21 protein-coding genes and 1 tRNA gene are annotated in these 18,814 nt (G+C 76.2%); 13 read left to right on the top strand and 9 right to left on the bottom strand.

What is annotated here, in order from left to right; genetic code table 11:
* Positions 1 to 4 precede the first annotated feature (4 nt).
* From ITJ85_RS13625 to ITJ85_RS13615, 3 genes are all read right to left on the bottom strand, one after another.
* Complete coding sequence (locus tag ITJ85_RS13625) at positions 5 to 400, bottom strand: hypothetical protein (protein ID WP_217913652.1); 396 nt, start codon at positions 398 to 400, stop codon at positions 5 to 7.
* Entirely contained in the window at positions 397 to 816 is a 420-nt protein-coding gene (locus ITJ85_RS13620) for an ATP-binding protein (RefSeq protein WP_217913651.1), read from the bottom strand. Before ITJ85_RS13620 ends, ITJ85_RS13625 begins: the two co-directional genes overlap by 4 nt.
* Positions 817 to 969: 153 nt before the next feature.
* Positions 970 to 1,707 (bottom strand): SigB/SigF/SigG family RNA polymerase sigma factor, encoded by a 738-nt coding sequence (locus ITJ85_RS13615; protein WP_217913650.1) that lies wholly within the window; start codon positions 1,705 to 1,707, stop codon positions 970 to 972.
* A gap of 109 nt (positions 1,708 to 1,816) precedes the next feature.
* Between ITJ85_RS13615 and ITJ85_RS13610 the strand changes: the two genes are divergently transcribed.
* Positions 1,817 to 2,149 (top strand): STAS domain-containing protein, encoded by a 333-nt coding sequence (locus ITJ85_RS13610; RefSeq protein WP_217913649.1) that lies wholly within the window; start codon positions 1,817 to 1,819, stop codon positions 2,147 to 2,149.
* A gap of 27 nt (positions 2,150 to 2,176) precedes the next feature.
* On the opposite strand, the gene ITJ85_RS13605 is transcribed toward ITJ85_RS13610, so the two are convergent.
* Positions 2,177 to 2,995 (bottom strand): undecaprenyl-diphosphate phosphatase, encoded by an 819-nt coding sequence (locus tag ITJ85_RS13605; RefSeq protein WP_217913648.1) that lies wholly within the window; start codon positions 2,993 to 2,995, stop codon positions 2,177 to 2,179.
* Between the two features lie 59 nt (positions 2,996 to 3,054).
* Positions 3,055 to 5,271, bottom strand: coding sequence for a S8 family peptidase (locus ITJ85_RS13600; RefSeq protein WP_217913647.1), 2,217 nt, complete (start codon positions 5,269 to 5,271; stop codon positions 3,055 to 3,057).
* Positions 5,272 to 5,388: 117 nt separating this feature from the next.
* Here ITJ85_RS13600 and ITJ85_RS13595 point away from each other — a divergent pair, with 117 nt between their 5' ends.
* From ITJ85_RS13595 to ITJ85_RS13580, 4 genes are all read left to right on the top strand, one after another.
* Positions 5,389 to 5,844, top strand: a complete 456-nt coding sequence (locus ITJ85_RS13595) for a PAS domain-containing protein (RefSeq protein ID WP_217913646.1) — start codon at positions 5,389 to 5,391, stop codon at positions 5,842 to 5,844.
* Positions 5,845 to 5,857: 13 nt separating this feature from the next.
* The gene (locus tag ITJ85_RS13590; protein ID WP_217913645.1) at positions 5,858 to 6,862 is read left to right on the top strand and encodes an aldo/keto reductase; all 1,005 of its coding nucleotides are present in this window, start codon (positions 5,858 to 5,860) and stop codon (positions 6,860 to 6,862) included.
* Between the two features lie 167 nt (positions 6,863 to 7,029).
* Positions 7,030 to 7,350 (top strand): hypothetical protein, encoded by a 321-nt coding sequence (locus tag ITJ85_RS13585; RefSeq protein ID WP_217913644.1) that lies wholly within the window; start codon positions 7,030 to 7,032, stop codon positions 7,348 to 7,350.
* A 4-nt stretch (positions 7,351 to 7,354) separates the two neighbouring features.
* Positions 7,355 to 8,251, top strand: coding sequence for a TIGR01777 family oxidoreductase (locus tag ITJ85_RS13580; RefSeq protein ID WP_217913643.1), 897 nt, complete (start codon positions 7,355 to 7,357; stop codon positions 8,249 to 8,251).
* Here ITJ85_RS13580 and ITJ85_RS13575 read toward each other — a convergent pair.
* Positions 8,242 to 8,514 (bottom strand): hypothetical protein, encoded by a 273-nt coding sequence (locus ITJ85_RS13575; protein ID WP_217913642.1) that lies wholly within the window; start codon positions 8,512 to 8,514, stop codon positions 8,242 to 8,244. The two genes, ITJ85_RS13580 and ITJ85_RS13575, sit on opposite strands and share 10 nt — an antisense overlap.
* 59 nt (positions 8,515 to 8,573) lie before the next feature.
* Here ITJ85_RS13575 and ITJ85_RS13570 point away from each other — a divergent pair.
* Positions 8,574 to 8,646, top strand: a tRNA-Ala gene (locus tag ITJ85_RS13570).
* Positions 8,647 to 8,757: 111 nt separating this feature from the next.
* Here the strand turns inward: ITJ85_RS13570 and ITJ85_RS13565 are convergent.
* Positions 8,758 to 8,958: a hypothetical protein gene (locus ITJ85_RS13565; RefSeq protein ID WP_217913641.1), complete on the bottom strand. Its 201-nt coding sequence runs from the start codon at positions 8,956 to 8,958 to the stop codon at positions 8,758 to 8,760.
* 504 nt (positions 8,959 to 9,462) lie between these two features.
* On the opposite strand from ITJ85_RS13565, the gene ITJ85_RS13560 reads away from it, so the two are divergent.
* From ITJ85_RS13560 to ITJ85_RS13530, 7 genes are all read left to right on the top strand, one after another.
* Positions 9,463 to 9,759 carry a C40 family peptidase gene (locus tag ITJ85_RS13560; protein WP_217913640.1) on the top strand — a complete coding sequence of 99 codons (297 nt, stop codon included), beginning with the start codon at positions 9,463 to 9,465 and terminating at the stop codon, positions 9,757 to 9,759.
* Positions 9,760 to 10,232: 473 nt separating this feature from the next.
* A complete protein-coding gene (locus tag ITJ85_RS13555; protein WP_425517120.1) occupies positions 10,233 to 11,690 on the top strand; it encodes an MFS transporter in 1,458 nt (485 codons plus the stop codon).
* Between the two features lie 159 nt (positions 11,691 to 11,849).
* A complete protein-coding gene (locus ITJ85_RS13550; protein WP_217913638.1) occupies positions 11,850 to 13,583 on the top strand; it encodes a multicopper oxidase family protein in 1,734 nt (577 codons plus the stop codon).
* Between the two features lie 870 nt (positions 13,584 to 14,453).
* Positions 14,454 to 14,807, top strand: coding sequence for an ArsR/SmtB family transcription factor (locus ITJ85_RS13545; RefSeq protein WP_343233027.1), 354 nt, complete (start codon positions 14,454 to 14,456; stop codon positions 14,805 to 14,807).
* Positions 14,804 to 15,505, top strand: a complete 702-nt coding sequence (locus tag ITJ85_RS13540; protein WP_217913636.1) for a cation efflux transmembrane domain-containing protein — start codon at positions 14,804 to 14,806, stop codon at positions 15,503 to 15,505. The genes ITJ85_RS13545 and ITJ85_RS13540 overlap by 4 nt, the downstream gene beginning before the upstream one ends.
* Before the next feature lie 493 nt (positions 15,506 to 15,998).
* Positions 15,999 to 16,580: a dihydrofolate reductase family protein gene (locus ITJ85_RS13535; protein ID WP_217913635.1), complete on the top strand. Its 582-nt coding sequence runs from the start codon at positions 15,999 to 16,001 to the stop codon at positions 16,578 to 16,580.
* Between the two features lie 88 nt (positions 16,581 to 16,668).
* Entirely contained in the window at positions 16,669 to 16,998 is a 330-nt protein-coding gene (locus ITJ85_RS13530) for a hypothetical protein (protein WP_217913634.1), read from the top strand.
* 70 nt (positions 16,999 to 17,068) lie between these two features.
* Here the strand turns inward: ITJ85_RS13530 and ITJ85_RS13525 are convergent, their stop codons facing one another.
* A complete protein-coding gene (locus ITJ85_RS13525; protein WP_217913633.1) occupies positions 17,069 to 18,262 on the bottom strand; it encodes an RNA polymerase sigma factor in 1,194 nt (397 codons plus the stop codon).
* A complete protein-coding gene (locus tag ITJ85_RS13520) occupies positions 18,259 to 18,678 on the bottom strand; it encodes a YciI family protein (RefSeq protein WP_217913632.1) in 420 nt (139 codons plus the stop codon). The genes ITJ85_RS13525 and ITJ85_RS13520 overlap by 4 nt, the downstream gene beginning before the upstream one ends.
* Positions 18,679 to 18,814 lie beyond the last annotated feature (136 nt).

Here is an 18,814-nt window from a genome sequence, read left to right as displayed (position 1 = left end):
CGCGCTACTGGGTCGCCGGCGCGCCCGCCCCGATCGTCAGGCGCAGGACCTCGTTGCCGTCTCCGCAGCGGTCGACGCTCCAGCCGTCGACGAGGCGCTCGAGCACCGGGCCGACGCCCGGCACGGCACTGTCGGCGACCACACGGGCGGCCTCGCCGGGTGCGAGCGGCCCCACCTCCAGGCCCACCGCGTCGTCGCGGGCGTCCAGGCCGACGGACAGCGGCTCGACGCCTGAGTCTGCCGTGGCGGCGACGATGGCGGCGGCCACGAGCTGCGCGTCGGCGACCCGGTCGATCGGCAGGTCCGCCCGCGCGGCGAGGGCGGCCACCACGCGCTCGAGCACCGACTCGCGCAGGTCATGGCTGCGCAGCAGCAGGCGTCCCGCGGAGCCCCGGCTCACGGCGTCGCCTGGCGCGAGGTCGGGGAGAACGTCATGCGGACCTCTGTCACGCCGTCGTTCGAGGTGAACGCGACCTCGTCGCCGATCGCCAGGATGAGCGGCAGCCCGAGCCCCAGGCCGGCGGCCGCGGAGGGGGCCTTGGGCGAGATGCCCCGGCCCTGATCGCGCACCGCGACCACGAGCCGCTCGGGCTCCACCCAGGCGTGCACCTCGAAGCCCAGGTCCTCGGCGCCCTCGGGGTAGGCGTGCAGCACCGAGTTGGTGCACGCCTCGGTCACCGCGATCGAGATGTCGGTACGGCTCTCCTCGCTCCAGTCGAGCGAGTCGAGGATGCCGCGCACCATCTGCCGCGCCAGGCCCACGCTCTCGGGCTCGGCCGGCAGGAGCAGCTCCACGTCGGCGTGCTGGGAGGTCACGGTGTCGCCGCTCTCTCGGCTCGGGGTTCGGGGTTCCGGTGGCGTCGGCGGCCGCACTCTACCCGCGCCCCCCTGAGACGTGGCGGGAGCGGAGCCGGCCGCGGGCTGCCATGCCGGTTCCCGCGGCGGCCGGGGGCGAAACGCAGGGGCGCGTCACGCGTCCTCCTCGGGGGCGGGCAGGTCCGGATCGGGGTCGCCGGCGCTCTCGCGCAGCGCCTCCAGCGCCCGCCGGATGAGCCGTGAGACGTGCATCTGCGAGACGCCGATGCGCGCCGCGATCTGCGACTGGGTGAGGCCCTCCTCGAAGCGCAGGTGGAGGATGACCCGCTCGCGCGCCGGCAGCTTCGACAGGCCCAGGTCGAGCGTCGCCCGGGCCTCCGCCTGCTCGTAGCCCCCGTCCTCGACGCCGACCGAGATGCCGACGTCCTCATCGCCGTCCGCGCCGCCCGGCGAGGCGAGCGGGGCGGGCCGCTGGGCGCTGCCGGCCGCGAGCGCGTCGAGCACGTCGTCCATCGACAGGCCCGTCGCCTCGGAGATCTCGCGCACGGACGGGCTGCGTCCGTTCTCGGCGGAGAGCTCGGTGACCGCGTGCGAGATCTGCGCGCGGGCCTCCTGGATGCCGCGCGGCACGCGGACGGTCCAGGAGCGGTCGCGGAAGTGCCGCCGGATCTCGCCGAGGATGGTGGGCGTCGCGAAGCTGGCCAGCTTGTACCCGCGCTCGGGCTCGAAGCGGTCGATGGCCTTGATGAGCCCGATCGTGCCCACCTGCACCAGGTCGTCGAGCGGCTCGCCCCGGTCCGCGTAGCGCCGGGCGAGGCCCCGCACGAGCGGCAGGTGCTCGACGATGAGGCGCTCGCGCTCGGCGGCGCCGATGCTGGGACCTGCGGTCATCACACGATCCTGGCTCGGTGGGCGCCCACGGGCGCGACGTGGGGACATCTTGCACGATTTGGGGTGCCGCGGCCGCCGGCCGCGGCGGCGCTTGCTAGTCTCGCCCGCGATGTCCGACGACCGCACAGGCACGTTCCGCGCCACCGCGCGCGAGGACGGCGATCGGGTGCTGATCGTCGCCGAGGGGGAGCTGGACCTCGTCGGCGCGCCGCTCCTGCTCGCCGCGCTGCCGGCCGAGGGTGAGGCGCCCGTCGTGCTGGACCTGGGCGCGGTCGGGTTCATGGACTCGTCGGGGCTGCGCTCGCTGCTGGAGGCGCGCCAGACCTGCGCCGACGCCGGCCGCGGGTTCGCGATCGCGCGGCCCTCGGACGCCGTCACGCGCGTCCTCGAGCTGGTCGATCTGGTCGGCGAGTTCGAGGTCGTCGAGCCGCGCGTCCGGTAGGGACGCCCCTCGCGGCCCGGCGGGCCGTCAGGAGATGGTCCCCGAGGCGGCCAGGGCGATGACGGCCGCGCCGAGCACCACCCGGTAGATCACGAAGATCGCCGTGGAGTGGTTGGCGAGCCAGCGCAGCAGGAACGCGATCGACGCGTAGCCCGAGACGAACGCGACCACGATCGCGATCGCCAGCGCGCCGAAGCTCACGTCGTCGTCGCTCGCGATGAGGTCGGTCAGGCCGTAGAGGCCGCTCAGCACGACCGCCGGGATCGACAGCAGGAACGAGAAGCGCGCGGCGGCGCCGCGCTCCATCCCCAGGAACAGGCCGGCCGTGATGGTGGCGCCGGAGCGCGAGGTGCCCGGCACGAGCGCCATGGCCTGAGCCAGTCCCACCCAGATCGCGTCCGCACGCGTGACGTCCTCGAGCCTGCGGGTGCGCGTGCCGACGGCCTCGGCCAGCAGCAGGACGAGGCCGAGCACGATGAGCACCGTGCCGATCAGGTACAGGTTGCGGGCGCCGGTCTCGATCTGGTCGCGGAAGATGAAGCCGAAGATCACGATCGGGACCGTGGCGATCGTGATGTACCAGCCCATGCGCGCGTCCAGCTCGTCGCGGGCGTCGCGGTCGCGGAAGCTGCGCAGCCAGACGCGGGTGATGCGCTGCAGGTCCTGCCAGAAGTAGATGACGACCGCCAGCATCGTGCCGAGCTGCACGACGGCGGTGAACATCGCGCCGGGATCGTCCCAGCCCGCGAAGGCCGGGATGATGCGCAGGTGGCCGGTGCTCGAGATCGGCAGGAACTCGGTGAGCCCCTGCGCGAGCCCGAGGACGATCGCCTCGAACCAGTTCACGACGCGGCAGCGTAGGGCACCGGGACGCCGCCCGTGCCACCCGCCCGTCTAGGACGCCGCTACCGGACGACCACCCGGCGGGTGAGCGCCAGGCCGCCCGTCGCGCGGCCCCGCTCGATCGAGCGCAGCTCGAGCACGTAGGTCCCGGGGCGCGCGCGGCGGGTCGGCAGCACGATGCGGAACGCCGACGCGCGCGGCCGCACCACCGCGCGCCGCGCCACGCCCGGGCCGAGGCGGGCGGGCGCGAACGAGGCGGCCAGGCCCTCGGCCGCGGCGGCCGCGGCCTGCGCGCGCACCGGTCGCAGCGTGGCCCGCAGGCGGGCGCCCCGCACCACGCGGCCCCGCACGGTGACGCCGCGTACGCCGCGGGGCACGCTGCGGCTCACGCGCAGGGCGCGCACCGCGGTGGCCGCGCGCGGCCGAAACCGGCGGGACGCGTAGGCGACGTTGCCGGCCCGGTCGCGGGCGGTCAGCACCACGCGCACGGGCCGCGACTCGGCGAAGCGCCGCGTCACGCGCACGCCGCGCGCGACGCGGCCCTCGCCGAAGCTCCAGCGCACCGTGGAGCGCTGCGCCCCGCGCACCCGCCCGGTGAAGACGGCCGCCGTGCCCCGGCGGGCGAGGCGGATCGCCACCCGCGGCGCGGTGCGGTCGACGGTCACCGCGTGGCGGGCGGGCACCGGGCCGGCGGCGCCGGCCGCGTCGATGGCCTGCGCCTCCACCACGTGACGCCCCTCCGGCACGGCGAGCGCGACGGCGGGCGCCGCGGTGGGCGCGCTCCACGGCCCGCCGTCGACCCGCGTGCGGTACGCGACCGCCCCGCCCGACAGCGCGACGCCGTAGGTCAGCGCGCGGGCGTTGGTCAGTGCGCCCGGCGTGCTCGTGAAGCGCGCGTCCGGCGCCGGGGCGAGCGCGGCCTGCACCGAGCGCACCGCGTCGACGCGGCCCGCGCCGGAGGCGGGGTCCACGCCCGGCGCGCCCACGTCCACCGCGCCGGCGCGCAGCAGGTCGGCGACCGCGGCGGGCGGGCGCGACGGGTCGGCCTGCAGCACCAGCGCGGCCACGCCCGCCACGTGGGGCGCCGCCATCGACGTGCCCGTGTAGGCGAGGTAGCCGGCGCCCACGGTGGAGGTGATCGCCACCCCGGGCGCCGCCAGGTCGGGCTTGGCCAGCGGGGTGCCGGCAGCCGGCCCGAGCCCGTCGGGGTTCGCCCAGACGATCGGCCCGCGGGCCGAGAAGGCCGGCACGGAGCCGTCGGCGTCGAGCGCGCCGACGGCGATCGCCTCGGGGTAGCCGGCCGGGCTCGCGATCGACCCGGCCCCGGGGCCGGCGTTGCCGGCGGCGAAGACGGGGACGATGCCGAGCTCGATCCAGCGCCGGATCATCGGGCGGAACCAGGTGTCGTTGGCGACCGACGCCGACCACGAGTTGGAGATCACGTCGGGCTGGTCGGCCGTGGCCGGGTCGCCGTCGGGGTCGGTCATCCACTGGGCGGCGGCCAGCAGCGCGCTGCCCGAGCCGACGCCGCTCGCGCCCATCGCGCGGGCCACCACCAGCCGCGCCTCGGGCGCCACGCCGACGGCCGGCCCGCCGGCGATCGTGCCGGCCGTGTGCGTGCCGTGGCCGTTGTCGTCGACCGGCGTCGGGCTGCCCGAGACGAGGTCGCGCCAGGCGACCACCTTGCCGGCCACCTCGCGCGCGGCGGGGTCCAGCCCGGTGTCGATGACGCCGACACGCACGCCGGCGCCGCGCAGGCCGTACGCCCGCCACACCTCGGGCGCGCGCACGGCAGCGACGCCCCAGCTGCCGGGGCCCGGATCGGGGAAGGGGGCCGTCGCCCGGGTCGCCGCGTCCGTGAGGGTGACCGGCACGTCGAGGTCGACCGACGCCACGGCCGGGTCGTCGGCGACGGCGCGGATCTCGTCCGGGGTCCCGCTGAAGGCGAGCGCGTTGACGAGCCAGAACGCCCGCACGGGCCCCTCGACCTCGTCGGCGACCGCGGCGCGGCTGCCGTCCGCCGCGCGCCGCAGGGCGCGCAGCAGCACGGCCGGCCGGCCCTCGTAGGCCTCGCCGTCGACCTGGCGCTCCATCGTCGCGATGACGGCGATGCGCGCGTCGGGCGCCGCCGCGGCGAGCCGCGCCTCCAGCGCCGGGGTGGGGGCCGCGGCCGCCCCGCCGCAGGTGACGACGAGCGCCAGCGCGCCCGCGACCGCCGCGACGACGCCGGCGATGCGGCGTCCATGCCGGCCCCCCGGGCCCGTCCTGCCCGTGCTCACACCAATCCACTCCGTCGGATCGTCCCGTGCAGCTCATGTGTCGGCAGCGCGGGGCGCCGTCTTGACCGGCGCGCGGGCGGCCTGCGGGCGCGCGGGGGGCGGCGGTAGCATCCGTGCGTGCCCGTCTTCCTGTGCCCCCGGTGCGCCTACCGCGAGCGCGGCAGCGAGCGGAACGTCCGCCACCAGCCGCGGGGTTGCTCGCGGTGCGGGTTCGGCTTCGCGTTCGAGCTGCTCGAGGACTACTACGCGAGCCCGCGGACCGCGCTGATCGTGTGCGACCGGGAGCGGCGCATCCTCGTGGCCGGCCACTCGGCGTTCGCCGTGACCGGCTACGACGAGGCCGACCTGCTCGGACACGAGCTGTCCGCGCGGCTGGGGCTGGGCGGGTTCCCGGACGGGGACCCCGTCGCGCGCAGCCTCGAGTGGGGCGTGCGCGTGCTGCAGGTGCCGTGCACCTACCGGTTCAACGGCTCGGCGGAGGACATCCCGGCGGTCGCCGACGTCTTCCCCGCCTACGACGACGACGGCGGCCTGCTGCTGGCGCTGACCCCCACGGCGCCCGACGGGTCCTGACAGGGAGGGCGCGATGGAGCGGCGGCGACTCGGCGGGACGGACCTGGAGCTCTCGGTCATCGGGCTCGGCACGTGGGTGTTCGGCGGCCGCTGGGGCGGCGCCGACGACGCGGACTCCGCGGCGGCCTGCCACGCCGCGCTCGACGCGGGCGTCAACTGGATCGACACGGCCGACATCTACGGGCAGGGCCGCGCCGAGCGGATCGTGGGCGCGGTCGTGCGCGAGCGCCGCGACGAGGTGATCGTGGCGACGAAGGGCGGCGTCGCCTGGGAGCTCGGCGAGGGCGGCCTGCGGATCTGGCGCGAGGCGTCGGCCGACTACCTGCGCACGTCGCTGGAGCGCAGCCTGCGCGCGCTCGGCATGGACTCCGTCGACCTCTACCAGGTGCACTGGCCGGTCTCGGGCGTGCCCGCCGAGGAGACCATCGGCGCACTCCTCGACATGCGCCGCGAGGGCAAGATCCGCGCGATCGGCGTCTCCAACTACCACCTGGCCGATCTCGAGGCGGCGGGCGCCGTCGCGCAGATCGACTCCTACCAGCCCGGCTACCACCTCATGAGGCGCGAGATCGAGGCCGCCGAGCTGCCGTGGTGCCGGGAGCACGGCGTGGGCGTGATCGCCTACGGGCCGCTCGCGCACGGGCTGCTCACCGGCAAGATGACCGCCGCCACCCGCTTCGCGGCCGACGACTGGCGGGCATCCAGCGAGCTGTTCGCCGACGACGCCTTCCCCGAGCGCATCGCCGTCGTGGAGGAGCTGACCGCGCTGGCGGGCGCCTCGGGGCGGCCCGGCGGCGTGGCCGAGCTGGCCGTGGCCTGGGTGCTGCGGCGCCCGGAGGTCACCTCGGCGATCATCGGCGCCCGCTCCGCCGAGCAGGCCCGCGCCAACGTCGCCCTCGCCGGCGCGCCGCTGACGGCCGACGAGGAGCGGGAGATCGAGGCCGTCCTCGCCCGCCACCCGGCCGCCTCGCGCCCCTACGGGCACGGCGAGCCCCCCGACCCGGCCGCGGAGGTCTAAGCTCAGGCATGGCGATCTCCGGACCGCGACGCCGCCGCAGCGACGCCCGGCCCCCCAGGCCCCCCGCCGTCGCGCCGTCGCCCGGCGTCCTGGGACCGCCCGATCCCGCGTCCGTCGGTCGCTCCGTCGAGCACGCGCTCGACGCCGCCCGCCGCACCCGCCGGCCCATGACGGTCGTGGCCGTGGCCCTGCCCGCGCCGGCCGACGGCGCCATCGACGCGCTGGCATCGCTCGTGCGGCGCACCCTGCGCGCCGGCGACGGCGTCTGGCGCGACGGCGACGACGGCCTGCTGCTGCTGCTCGCCGACGCCGACGGGCCCAACAGCGAGCCCGCACTGGCACGCCTGCGCATGCGGCTGCGCCGCGAGGGCTTCGGCGGCGTGCTCATGGGGCGGGCCGCGCCGCCGCCGGGGGCCTCCGCCGAGCTGCTGCTCGAGCTCGTACGGTCGGACCTGCGCCCGATCGCCCACGGACGCCGGCCCGGGTGAGCGCGTGAGGGTCGCGGTGGTCGGCGCCGCCGGCCTGATCGGCCGGCGCCTCGCCGCGGACCTGCTCGCGCGCGGCGACGAGGTCGTCGCCCTCTCGCGCGCCGGGGCCGCCGGCATCGCCGGCGCCCGCGACGTGCGGTGGGATCCCGCGACCGGCCCGGTGCCGGCCGGCGCCCTCGACGGCTGCGACGCCGTGGTCAACCTGGCGGGCGCGCCCATCGGCGGCCACCGCTGGACCGCCGCCCGCAAGCGGCTCATCACCGGCAGCCGCACGGGTACCACCCGCCTGCTCGTCGACGCGCTGGCCGCCGACGGCGCGCCGCGAGTGCTCGTCAACGCCAGCGCCGTCGGCTACTACGGGCCGCGCGGCGACGAGGAGGTCGACGAGCGCACCCCGCCGGGCGACGACTTCCTGGCCCGCGCCTGCGTCGCCTGGGAGCGCGAGGCCCTGCGCGCCCGCGAGCACGGCGCGCGGGTGATGCTCGTGCGCACGGGCATCGTGCTCGCCCGGGAGGGCGGCGCGCTGCCGTTGCTCGCCCTGCCGGTCCGGTTCCTCGCCGCCGGCGCCGTCGGCGGAGGACGTCAGTGGATCCCCTGGATCCACGTCGACGACGAGTCAGGGCTGTTCCGCCTGGCCCTCGACCGCCCCGACCTGGAGGGGCCGCTCGTCGGCGCGGCCCCGAACCCGGTGCGCCAGCGCGACTTCGCCGCCGAGCTCGGCCGCGTGCTGCGGCGCCCCGCGGTCATCCCCGCGCCCGCGCTGCCGATCCGCCTGGCCCTGGGCGAGGCCGCCACGCTCGCGCTCGACGGCCAGCGCGCCGTCCCGCGCGCGGCCCTGGCCGCCGGCTACCGCTTCCGCCACCCCGACCTCGGGGCGGCGCTGCGGGCGCTCTACGCCTGAGCGTCCTCGGGCGGGAAGAGCGCCGCGATCTGGGCGTCGACCTTCAGCCAGGCCTCCCGCACGTAGGTCTCGGCGACGATGTACCGAGCGCCGGGCAGCGAGCGGGCGAGACGCAGGTCGCCGGGGTCGGCCCGCTCCTCGAGCCGCTCGATGACCTCCTTGTACCCCGCGATGAGCTGCGCCATCTCGTAGTGCTTCATGGCGATCTCGTCCAGCAGCCGGTAGGCGGGGCCGAACGGGTCGCCGGAGTGCGCTGTGCTCACGGGCTCCTCCACGAGCAGGGGGGTCGCGGGGCGGCCGATGCTACCGTAGGTCCCTGCCCGGGGGATTAGCTCAGCTGGGAGAGCGCCTGCTTTGCAAGCAGGAGGTCGTCGGTTCGAGCCCGTCATCCTCCATCACGAGCCTTCGAGCCTTCTCGCGAATCGTTCAAGGGCGCGCCGGACGCGAGTCCGCGTCCGTGGGCCGGGTGGAAGGCGCGCCGGAACCGAGCGAGCTGATCGTGTGGGTCAGCGGCCCAGCCGTACAACGACGCCCGCTGGCACCTCGGCCGGGTGAACGCCCGGATCGCGGGCGACCGGGGCGCAGGCCGCCGCCACGACGAAGCGCTTCGCCGCCTCTCGGGTGGCGCTCTCCACGCGCCTGCGCAGCCCCGATGCCAGCCCGGAGCCGAGCCTGATCGAGGTGCTCGTCGCCGGCGGGAGCGTCACCGCGGTGGTCGATCAGCTGGACGTGCTCCACCGCGTGGCGCAGCGGGGCGGGCGGGTCGCGGGCGGCCGTGCGCGAGCAGAAGCCCCGTCTCGTGCAGCTTCGCGAGCAGCTCGAGCAGGACCGCGATCGGCGGCGCAGGCGGTTGAGAGCCGCGAGCGCGAGACGGCCCGGATCGAGCAGCTGCTCGCGGAGCGCCAGGCCGTCCTGGAGGGCGCCGGCGAGGATCTGCGCGGGCTGATCCCCGCCGAGGGGCGCCGCCGTGCCCGGGGGGCGGCGGCCAAGGCGGCGATCGCGCGCCGCTCGCAGGCGGCACAGACCAGGCCGACGGGCGCCGGCGAGCGGTCATCGCCGGCACCGGACGCCGCCTCCGAGCCGGCCGCTCCCGCTCCCTCCGTCGCCGCGCCGTCGCAGGAGCCCGGGCGGCTCGCCGCGCCCGCGCCGGGCGGGTCGGGCAACGCCCGCGCCGCGCAGATCGCGATGACGCAGCTGCGTGTCCCGTGCGTATGGGGCGGCGCGTCATCGCCCCAGGGTTCGACTGCAGCGGCCTCCCCTCGTGGGCGTACGCCCGGATCGGCACGAGCGTCCCGCACTTCACGGGCGCGATCTCGAACGCCTTCCCGCGCGTGCCGTCGGGACAGCTCGCGCCCGGCGACCCGGTCTTCTTCCGCCCCGACCTCGGCCACATGGGCACTTGCATCGGTGGCGGCGAGTACGTGAACGCACCCCAGACGGGCGACGTCGTGAAGGCCTCGGGCCTCGCCGGCCGCTCGGACCACCGGGGACCGTCAGCCCTGAGGTAGGAACGCCCCACTCGTGCGATGTGGGGCTCGGGCGCGGTCGGCGCGCTCGTCGGGCTCGGCGATGGCCCGCCCGCCCGCCCGCCGTCCCCACCGGGTCCGCCCGGCGGACCCGACCATGGACAGCGCCGTCGCGGCGGTGAGCGCGACGAGCGCCGCCGAGGCACACACCAGGAGCCGCCCCCGGGGTCGCCGGAGTACGTGGCCGACGCCGACGGCGAGCGGGCGACGTCGGCCGTGCCCACGATCGGGTTCAGATGGAGCGCCAGCAGGCCCGTGACGACCGCGGTGACAACGAGCCGCGAGGGGCCGGATGGACACGCCGCGCACTCGAGTGGCGCGCCGCCCGACCCACACGAGGGCTTGACATACCCCCGGGGAGTAACGGAAAGTCCGCGTGGAAGGTACTCCCCCCCAGTATGACGACAGGTGAGCGCGCCGTCAGTCGGCGCTTCTACTGAATGGAGATGAGCGAGATGAGACCGACGAACCGAACCCCAAGCCGCTGGTGGGCGCTGATGCTCATCGCGGCCGCTCAGTTCATGGTGATCATGGACACCTCCATCATCGGGGTGGCCCTTCCCGAGATTCAGCGCGAGCTCGGCTTCTCACAGAGCGGGCTCTCCTGGGTCTTCAACGCCTACGTGATCGCGCTGGGTGGGCTGCTGCTGCTCGGCGGCCGCCTCGCCGATCTGCTCGGCGCGCGGCGCGTCTTCATGGCCGGCTGGTTCGTGCTGACGGGCGCCTCGATCCTTGCCGGCCTGGCCGGCGGCCCGGCGCTCGAGGTCACGGGGCGCGCGCTCCAGGGTGTCGGTGCCGCGCTCATCGCGCCGAGTGCCCTCGCCCTGCTCATGGGTCTCTTCGCGCACGACCCGCGCGAGCTGACCCGCGCCCTCGCCGTCTACGGGGCGGCCGCCCCGGCCGGCGGCACCGCGGGCGTCTTCCTCGGGGGCGTCCTGACCGAGTGGGCGGACTGGCGCTGGGTGTTCCTGGTCAACGTGCCGGTCGGGCTCGTGGCGCTGGCCGTGAGCACCCGCCTGCTGCCCGCCGCGGTGGCTCGCCGCGGTCGGATCGACCTGCCCGGGGCCGTCGCCGTCACCGGCGCCATCTCGCTGGCGGTGTTCGGCGTCGTGCGGGCCCCCGAGGACGGCTGGTCCTCCGCCCAGACGCTCGGCTCCCTGGCCGGCGCGGCCGCGCTGCTGGCCGCCTTCGTGGTCATGCAGTCGCGCCGGCGCGACCCCCTCGTGCGGCTCGCGATCTTCCGCGCGCCGAACCTGTCAGCGGCCAACCTGGTGGCCGCGCTGCTGGGCGCCGCGTGGATCCCCATGTGGTTCTTCCTCAACCTCTACCTGCAGCAGGTGCTCGGCTACGGCGCCTTCGAGGCCGGCGCGGCGCTCCTGCCCATGACCGCGGCGATCATGCTCCTCATGGTCGGCGCGACCGGCCGCCTGGTGACCCGCTTCGGCTTCGTGCCGGTCTCGGCGGTCGGGCTCGCGGTGCTGGCGGCCGGGGTCGGGTGGCTCTCGCGGGTGCCGGTCGGCGGCGGCTTCCTCGCCGACGTGCTGCCCGCCAGCCTGGTCGCGGCCGTCGGGATGTCGCTCGCCTACATCCCGGTGATGATCGCGGCGCTGTCGGGCGCCGCGCCGCAGGAGGCGGGGCTCGCGTCGGGCATCTTCAACACCACCTACCAGGTGGGCTCCGCGCTGGGCCTGGCGGCCATGACGGCGCTCGCCGCGGGCTTCGGCGCCGACCAGCTCGGGGACCCGGTCGCCATGACCGACGGGTTCCAGGCGGCCCTGATCGGGGCGGCGGTGATCGCCGGTGTCGCGGCGCTGGCCGCGCTCGCGCTCCTGCGCCGCCCACGGCCGGCGCCCCCCGCGCGGGAGGAGCCGGCCTCCGCCGCCGAGCCGCTGAGGGAGGTCGCCGCACGCTGACGGCCTCCCGCAGGCTCCGGGCAGCCCGGCACTCCGGGCGGCCCGGAGCCTGCGGCGTGCCTGCTGGCGCGGGCCCGCGCCACCGGGATATCGTCGCACGTGCGGGTGACCGAAGGAGCGCAGGGTCGTGATCATCGCCTCGTCGCCGGACCGGCTCTGATGAGCCGCGCGGGCGGGGCGCCGGACGCGTTCCCGAGCGATGCCTCCGGCCTGCCGGAGGCCGGCTCGCCGGCCGTCGTGGAGCTCGTCGACGGCGACGCCCTCGAGCTGCGCATCGCCCCGGTGGCGAAGCGCCTGGGCGACCGGACGGTCCGGATGCTCGCCTACAACGGCTCGATCCCGGGGCCGACGCTGAAGGTCCCGCAGGGCTCGGAGGCGATCGTCACGGTCGTGAACGATGGCGACCTGGAGTCGACCGTCCACTGGCACGGCCTGCGCCTCGACTGGCGCTCGGACGGGACCCACGAGACGCAGGAGCCCATCCCGGTGGGCGGCGGCTTCACCTGCCGCGTGACCTTCCCAGACCCCGGGGTCTACTGGTATCACCCGCACATCCGCGAGGACTACGGCCAGGAGCTCGGCCTCTACGGCAACATCCTGGTGGTCCCGTCGGATCCGGACTACTGGCCGCCCGTCGATCGCGAGCTGCTGCTCACCCTGGACGACGTCCTGCTGGAGGGCGACCGGGTCGCTCCCTTCAGCCGCTCCGAGACGACGTTCACCGCGATGGGCCGGTTCGGCGACGTGATGTTGGTCGGCGGAGAGACCGACCTGTCGCTCGCCGCCCGTCCCGGCGAGGTCGTGCGCCTCTATCTCACCAACACCGCCAACACCCGCGTCTTCAACCTCGCCCTCCCCGGCGCGCGGATGAAGCTGGTGGGCGGCGACAGCGGCCGCTGCGAGCGCGAGGAGATCGTCGAGTCGGTCGTCCTCGCGCCCTCGGAGCGGGCGGTCGTCGACGTCCTGTTCGAGGCGCCCGGGGAGCTGGCGCTCGAGCACCGCACCCCTGACCGCACCTACCGGCTCGCCGGCATCACGGTGGGCGGCGGAGCGCTCAGATCGTCGCACCGTGAGCGGTTCTGGACGCTGCGGACCGATCCCGAGCTTGTGGCCGAGCGCGAGCGCCTCGTCCCCGTGCTGAGCGCCGAGCCCGACAAGACGCTCTCGTTCGTGGCCGAGATGGACATGGGCGAGCCGGCGTCGGGCGACGCCCTCTACGTCTGCCCGATGCACCCCGAGGTCGTGCGCGGCGAGCCGGGCCGGTGCCCGGAGTGCGGCATGCGTCTCGTGCCGGCGGCCCTCGTCGCCGAGGCGACCACGGGAGCCGACCATGGCGGCCACTCGGCGCCGGGCACCGCGGCGCGCGAGGCTGATGACCATACGGCGCACCACGCGGCCGAACACGGCCACCATGCGCACCCGGCGCGCGACGCGCCGGCCCATGAGCCGCACGCCGGGGGCCACTCGCACGAGGCGGGCCGCGGCATCGAGTGGGAGGACGACATGGTCGAGGTCAACCGGATGACCACGCCGGCCACCATGCGATGGATGCTGGTCGACCGCGACACGGGCGCGCGGAACGCGGAGATCGACTGGCGGTTCCGGGTCGGTGATCGCGTGAAGATCCGGCTGGTGAACGAGATGGACTCGGACCACCCGATGCACCACCCGTTCCATATCCACGGGGCCGGGCGCTTCCTGGTTCTGACCCGCGACGGGGCGGTCGAGCCGAACCTCGTGTGGAGCGACACCGTGCTCGTGCGCACCGGAGCGACGGTCGACATCCTCCTGGAGGTCACCAACCCTGGGATCTGGATGGCCCACTGCCACATCGCCGAGCACCACGAGGGCGGAATGATGCTCGGGTTCACCGTCGATCCGCCGGCGTCCTGAGCGCGACCGACGATGGCGCCGGCCTTCCGCGGGCGTGGGCCGGTCGGGGCCGGGGCCAGGCGCGGACACATGGGTGGTCCGAGCAGCAGCGGGCCGTCGCGCACGAGCCGCATGTCACGGTGACGGAAGCCGTTGCAGCTCGGTGGCGCTGTCGGCCTGAGCGGGCCCGGGGGCCGGTCGACCAGGCCGCTTGGACGGCTCCCCTCATCATCACCAGCCGTCCCGCGAAGTGCTCCAGGAACGAGCGAAGACGGGAGGGCCGTCCGCCCGGCGGCCGCGAAGGCTTGAAACTGCCCCGCAGAGGGCGATCCGGCCGCCGTGGCCGGCCCTGCCGCTGGCCCGCAGCCGTCTGGCGCGGAACGCAGGCGCGGCGGATCCCCCGCGACACCGCGGGGGATTCGCGTGCTCGGTAGGTGGCGGCCCTCTCGCCGCCATGCGGCCAGAGGACCGCCACCTCGCGGCGCTCCTTCGCCCTGGCGGCCTCGTCCGAGAGCTCCTTCGGCGGCGGCGCGGGCATCGGCACGGCGGGCGCGTCGCGCAGCGGTCCGCCGCCGAGCCGGCCGGCCGGTGGCTGATCCGCATCCAGTCGATCGCCTTCGCGGCCATCGCCCGAGGGCCGGTACCGCACCCGTCGTCGCGCTACTCGCGGGCGCCTCCATTCCCGGGCGAGCTGGCGCTCGACCCACGCATGGCCGGCGTCCGTGACCGTGAGCTCGTCGTCGTCCATGGCCATGCGTCCGGGCTGGATGTCGCGGCGGGTACCCGAGCGGGCGGCCTCGCGGGCCGCGACCGACTCGCCGCGCACCACGCCCCGGGCGATCGCGGCGGCGGAACCAACGTTCCAATGAGCGTTAGTATGAAGCCGTGCCGATCGAGCCTGACGCCTGCGAGCTGCTCTGCCTGGATCTGCCGAAGGCGGAGCGGGTGCGCGCCGGTCAACCCGATGCGGCGGCGCTCGCCACGGCCGCCGAGCGAGCCAAGGCGCTCGGGGATCCGACGCGCCTCGCGGTCGCGCTGGCGCTGCGTGACGGGGGAGAGCTCTGCGTCTGCGACCTCGGCTGGGTGGTCGGGCGCTCCGACAAGCTCGTCTCCCACCATGCCCGGGCGCTTCGGCTCGCGGGCCTCGCGGGTTCGCGGCGCGAGGGCAAGATGGTGCTCTACTCGCTGACCGAGGCCGGCCGCGCGCTGCTGGAGGCCGTCGTGCCCGCGCGGGTGGGCGCGTGACGACGCTCCTCGCTCCCGCCGCCCCGCGGCTCGGGGACGCCGAGCGCCTTCGCCTGGCGGCCCGGGTGCGGCTGCTGTCGTGGGTGAGCCTCGCCTACATGACCGCCGAGGGCGCGATCGCGATCGTCGCGGGCGTGATGGCCGGCTCGGTCGCGCTCGTCGGCTTCGGCCTCGACTCGGCGATCGAGGGCCTCGCCTCGGCGATCATCGTCTGGCGCTTCACCGGCCACCGGGTCGTCTCGGAGGCCGCCGAGACGCGCGCCCAGAAGCTGGTGGCGATCCAGTTCTTCGTGCTCGCGCCCTACGTCGGCTTCGAGTCGGTGCAGGCGCTCGTGACGGGCGAGCGGCCCGACGCCAGCGCGCTCGGCATCGCCCTGTCGGCGCTCAGCCTGGTCGTGATGCCCTACCTCGGCGTCGCCAAGGAGCGCCTGGCCGACCGGCTCGGCTCGGCGGCCACCAAGGGCGAGGGGCGCCAGAACATGCTCTGCGCCTACCTCGCGGGCGCGCTGCTGATCGGGCTGGTCGGCAACATGGCCCTCGGAGCCTGGTGGCTCGACCCGGCGGTCGGCCTGCTGATCGCAGGCGTCGCGGTCAAGGAGGGCCTCGAGGCGTGGCGCGGCGAGGGCTGCTGCGTGGGCGATCCCGTCCCCGCTGCCGCGACGGCCGACGGTTGCGCCGACGGCTGCTGCGAGCGCTGAGGCCGGTCGCGGCGCGCACGATGATCCCTGTCACCGCGCGAGCGAAGGGGGGTGAGCGATGAACGACTGCCAGTGCGCTGAGGGCTGCCCATGTGAGGCTTGCGGCTGCTGCTGAGGAGCCCGCGCGCCAGGGGTCGGACGACTCCGGCACCCTGGCGCGCCGCGCCCGGCGACGCCGGCCGCCCGTCGGGGCCACCGCCGGCGGTCCCCGGCGCCCTCAGCACCGGCGCGTCGACGACGATCATCCTGCCGGCCGAGCGCGCCCATCGTCGGCATCGGGACGATCCCGTCGTGCTCCAGCACGTGGAGCGGACCGCCGGCCAGCGTCGCGGGAGGGCCCGACGCCACGCGCCCGCGGCTCGGGTGGGCCGGGGGGGCGGACGCGCGCCGAGTCGGCGTCCCCGTCCCCGCTGACGGCCCGATCGATCCCCCGCGAGACGTGCCGGTCCCGGCACGTCAGGATGACGCCTCCCGGACAGAGGAGTGAGCGCCCATGGGCACGGTGGTCATGTACGGCACGGTCTCGGTGGACGGCTTCATCGCGGACGAGGACGACCGGCCCGGGCCGCTGTTCGACTGGCTGACGAGCGGCGACGTCGCGCTCGACGAGACCGGGCAGCTGATGGTGTCGCAGGCGTCCTACGACCACACCCGGGCCTACTGGGACCGGATCGCCGTGACGATCGCCGGCCGTCACGTCTTCGACCTGACGGACGGCTGGGGCGGCACGCCGCCGAGCGGGATCGATCACGTGGTCGTCGTGTCGCACCGGCCGGCGCCCGACGGCTGGCCCCCCGACGCGCCGTTCCGCTTCGCCGACGGCATCGAGGCGGCCATGGCCACGGCGCAGGAGCTCGCGGGCGACCGCACGGTCGAGGTCGCCGCCGGCGAGGTCGGCGGTCAGATGCTGGCCGCGGGGCTCGTCGACGAGGTCGCCATGGACGTCGCGCCCGTGGTGCTCGGGTCCGGCAAGCGCTACTTCGGCTCGCTCGACGCGCGGCATTTGCTGGAGGACCCCGACGTCGCGATCCGGGGCGACCGGGTGCTCCACCTGCGCTACCGGGTGCGCCGATGACCGATCCGGCCTCGCGCCGACGCCGCCGGCCCGGATCGGTCGTCGGGGCTCGCGTCGGCGCCCCGCCCTGGCGTAGGGTCCCCGCATCGTGACGACCACGCCGCCGCATCAGCCGCCCGCCTCGCCGCGCCGCCTGCGCGAGAACGAGGACTTCATGGAGCGCCTCAACCGCGCGATGAAGGACCGGCTGGCCGAGGTCCGCGAGGCCCACGACGAGGACCCGGACGAGCCCTTCGGCTTCTTCTGCGAGTGCTCCGACGTCGACTGCCGGCGGCGCATCCGCCTGGAGCCGAGCCGCTACGAGGCGATCCACCGCGACCCCGACCTCTTCGTCCTCCTGCCGGGGCACGAGCTGCCCGAGGTGGAGTCCGTCGTCGACCAGGAGTTCGGCTACCTGATCGTCCGCAAGTTCGTCTGAGCGGCAGGGGGCGCACCGCCTCGTCGCGGACGCAGTGGCCCGGCCCCCCGCCCCCGCGTCCGTCCGCGGGTCACGCCCGGCCGTCGCTCCGCACGCGGGCGGCCTGGCGGACCAGGTGGTCGCGCTCGGCGACGTTCGTCGCCAGCCGGGCGGCCTCGGCGTAGGCGGCGCCCGCGGCCGCGAGGTCGCCCGCGAGCTCGAGCAGGTGGCCGCGCGCGGCGTGCCAGCGGTGGCGGTCGCCCAGCACCTCGCGCAGGGTGTCGGCCTCGCGCAGCCCCTCGGCGGCGCCGACCGCGTGGCCCAGCGCCACGGCGCGGCCCAGCACGGCGGCCGGGTCGCGGCGCACCGGGTCGTCGGTCAGGGCGACGAGGTCGTCGTACCAGGCGAGGATCTGGGGCCAGTCGGTCTCATCGGCGCTCGCCGCGTCGTCGTGCAGGGCGGCGATCGCCGCCTCGATCTGGTACCGCCCGGGGCGCCCCAGGGCGAGGGCCGACTGCAGCACCCGCACGCCCTCGGCGATCTCGCGGGTGTCCCAGCGCGTGCGGTCCTGGCGGTCGAGCGCCACGATGCGGCCGTGCGCGTCGAGCCGCGCCGGCAGGCGCGCGTGGTTGAGCAGCATCAGGGCGAGGAGGCCGCGCGCCTCCGGCTCGTCGGTGGCGAGGGTGAGCAGCCGCGCGAGCCGGATCGCCTCGCTCGTCAGCTCCCGCCGGCCCGCGTGGCCGGCCGCGTAGACCAGCGAGAGCACCCGCAGCACCACGGCGAGGTCGCCGGGCGCCGTGAGGCGGCGCCCGCGCAGCGCGCGCTTGGCGCGGCTGATGCGCTGGGCCATCGTCGCCTCGGGCACGTGGAAGGCGTCGGCGATCTCCCGGGTCGTCAGCCCGCCGACCGCGCGCAGGGTCAGCGCCACCTGGGAGGCCGGCGGCAGGCCGGGGTGGCAGCAGCAGAACAGCAGCAGCAGCGCGTCGTCGCCGTCGCGGGCGGGGCCGGGCGGCCGCTCCGCGAGCGTCGCCTGCTCCCGCCGAGCCCGGGCGGCGTCGCTGCGGCGGGCGTCGACCAGGCGCCGGGTCGCGACCGTCACCAGCCACGCGCGCGGGTCGCGCGGCGGGGCGCCGGGCCACGTCCGCAGCGCCTCGATGAGCGCCTCCTGCAGCGCGTCCTCGGCGGCGTCGAAGTCCTCGCCCCGCCGCACCAGGTCGGCGAGCGCCCGGGGGACGAGGGCGCGCAGGGCGCCCTCGTCCAGCCCCGGCGAGGGGCGCCCGGTCACGCCGGGCCGTCGTCCGACGGCGCCCCGGACATCACCTCCCGGACGTCGATCCACTCGTGCAGCGGCTCGCCGCCCGGCCCCGGCTCGGAGGAGATGTGGGCCGCCACCTCGATCGCGCGCTCGCGCGACTCGACGTCGATCATGTACCAGCCCGCCACGAGGTCGGTGGTCTCGGGCAGGGGGCCGTCCGTCGTGACCGGCGCGGCGCCCGGGCCGCCGTAGCGCACCCAGGTCTGCGCCGGCGTCAGCGCCTGGGCGTCGACGTACTCGCCGCGCTCCTCGAGCAGCTCCCGCACCTCGCGCAGGAAGGCCATGTGCGCCTCCACGTCCTCCGGCGCCCACCGGTCCAAGGGCGGGTAGGGGCGGTACGGCTCCGGGCCGCCGCGGTAGTGCTTGAGCAGCAGGTACTTCGGCATCTCTGTCTCCCCGTGTCGCGGGCCGCGCCGGTCGCGGCCCTCATCTGCGTGAGCGGAGCCGGCCCGGCGCGCTCGACATTCTCACCGCACGGCCGGCGCCCGGGCGTGCGACGCCGGCCGCGCACCGCGCGCGCGG

The organism is Miltoncostaea marina, assembly GCF_018141525.1.
In the GTDB taxonomy this organism is placed as follows: Bacteria; Actinomycetota; Thermoleophilia; order Miltoncostaeales; family Miltoncostaeaceae; genus Miltoncostaea; species Miltoncostaea marina.
The sequence above is the reverse complement of the archived record's forward strand: the minus strand, read 5'-3'. Positions and strand labels throughout refer to the sequence as shown.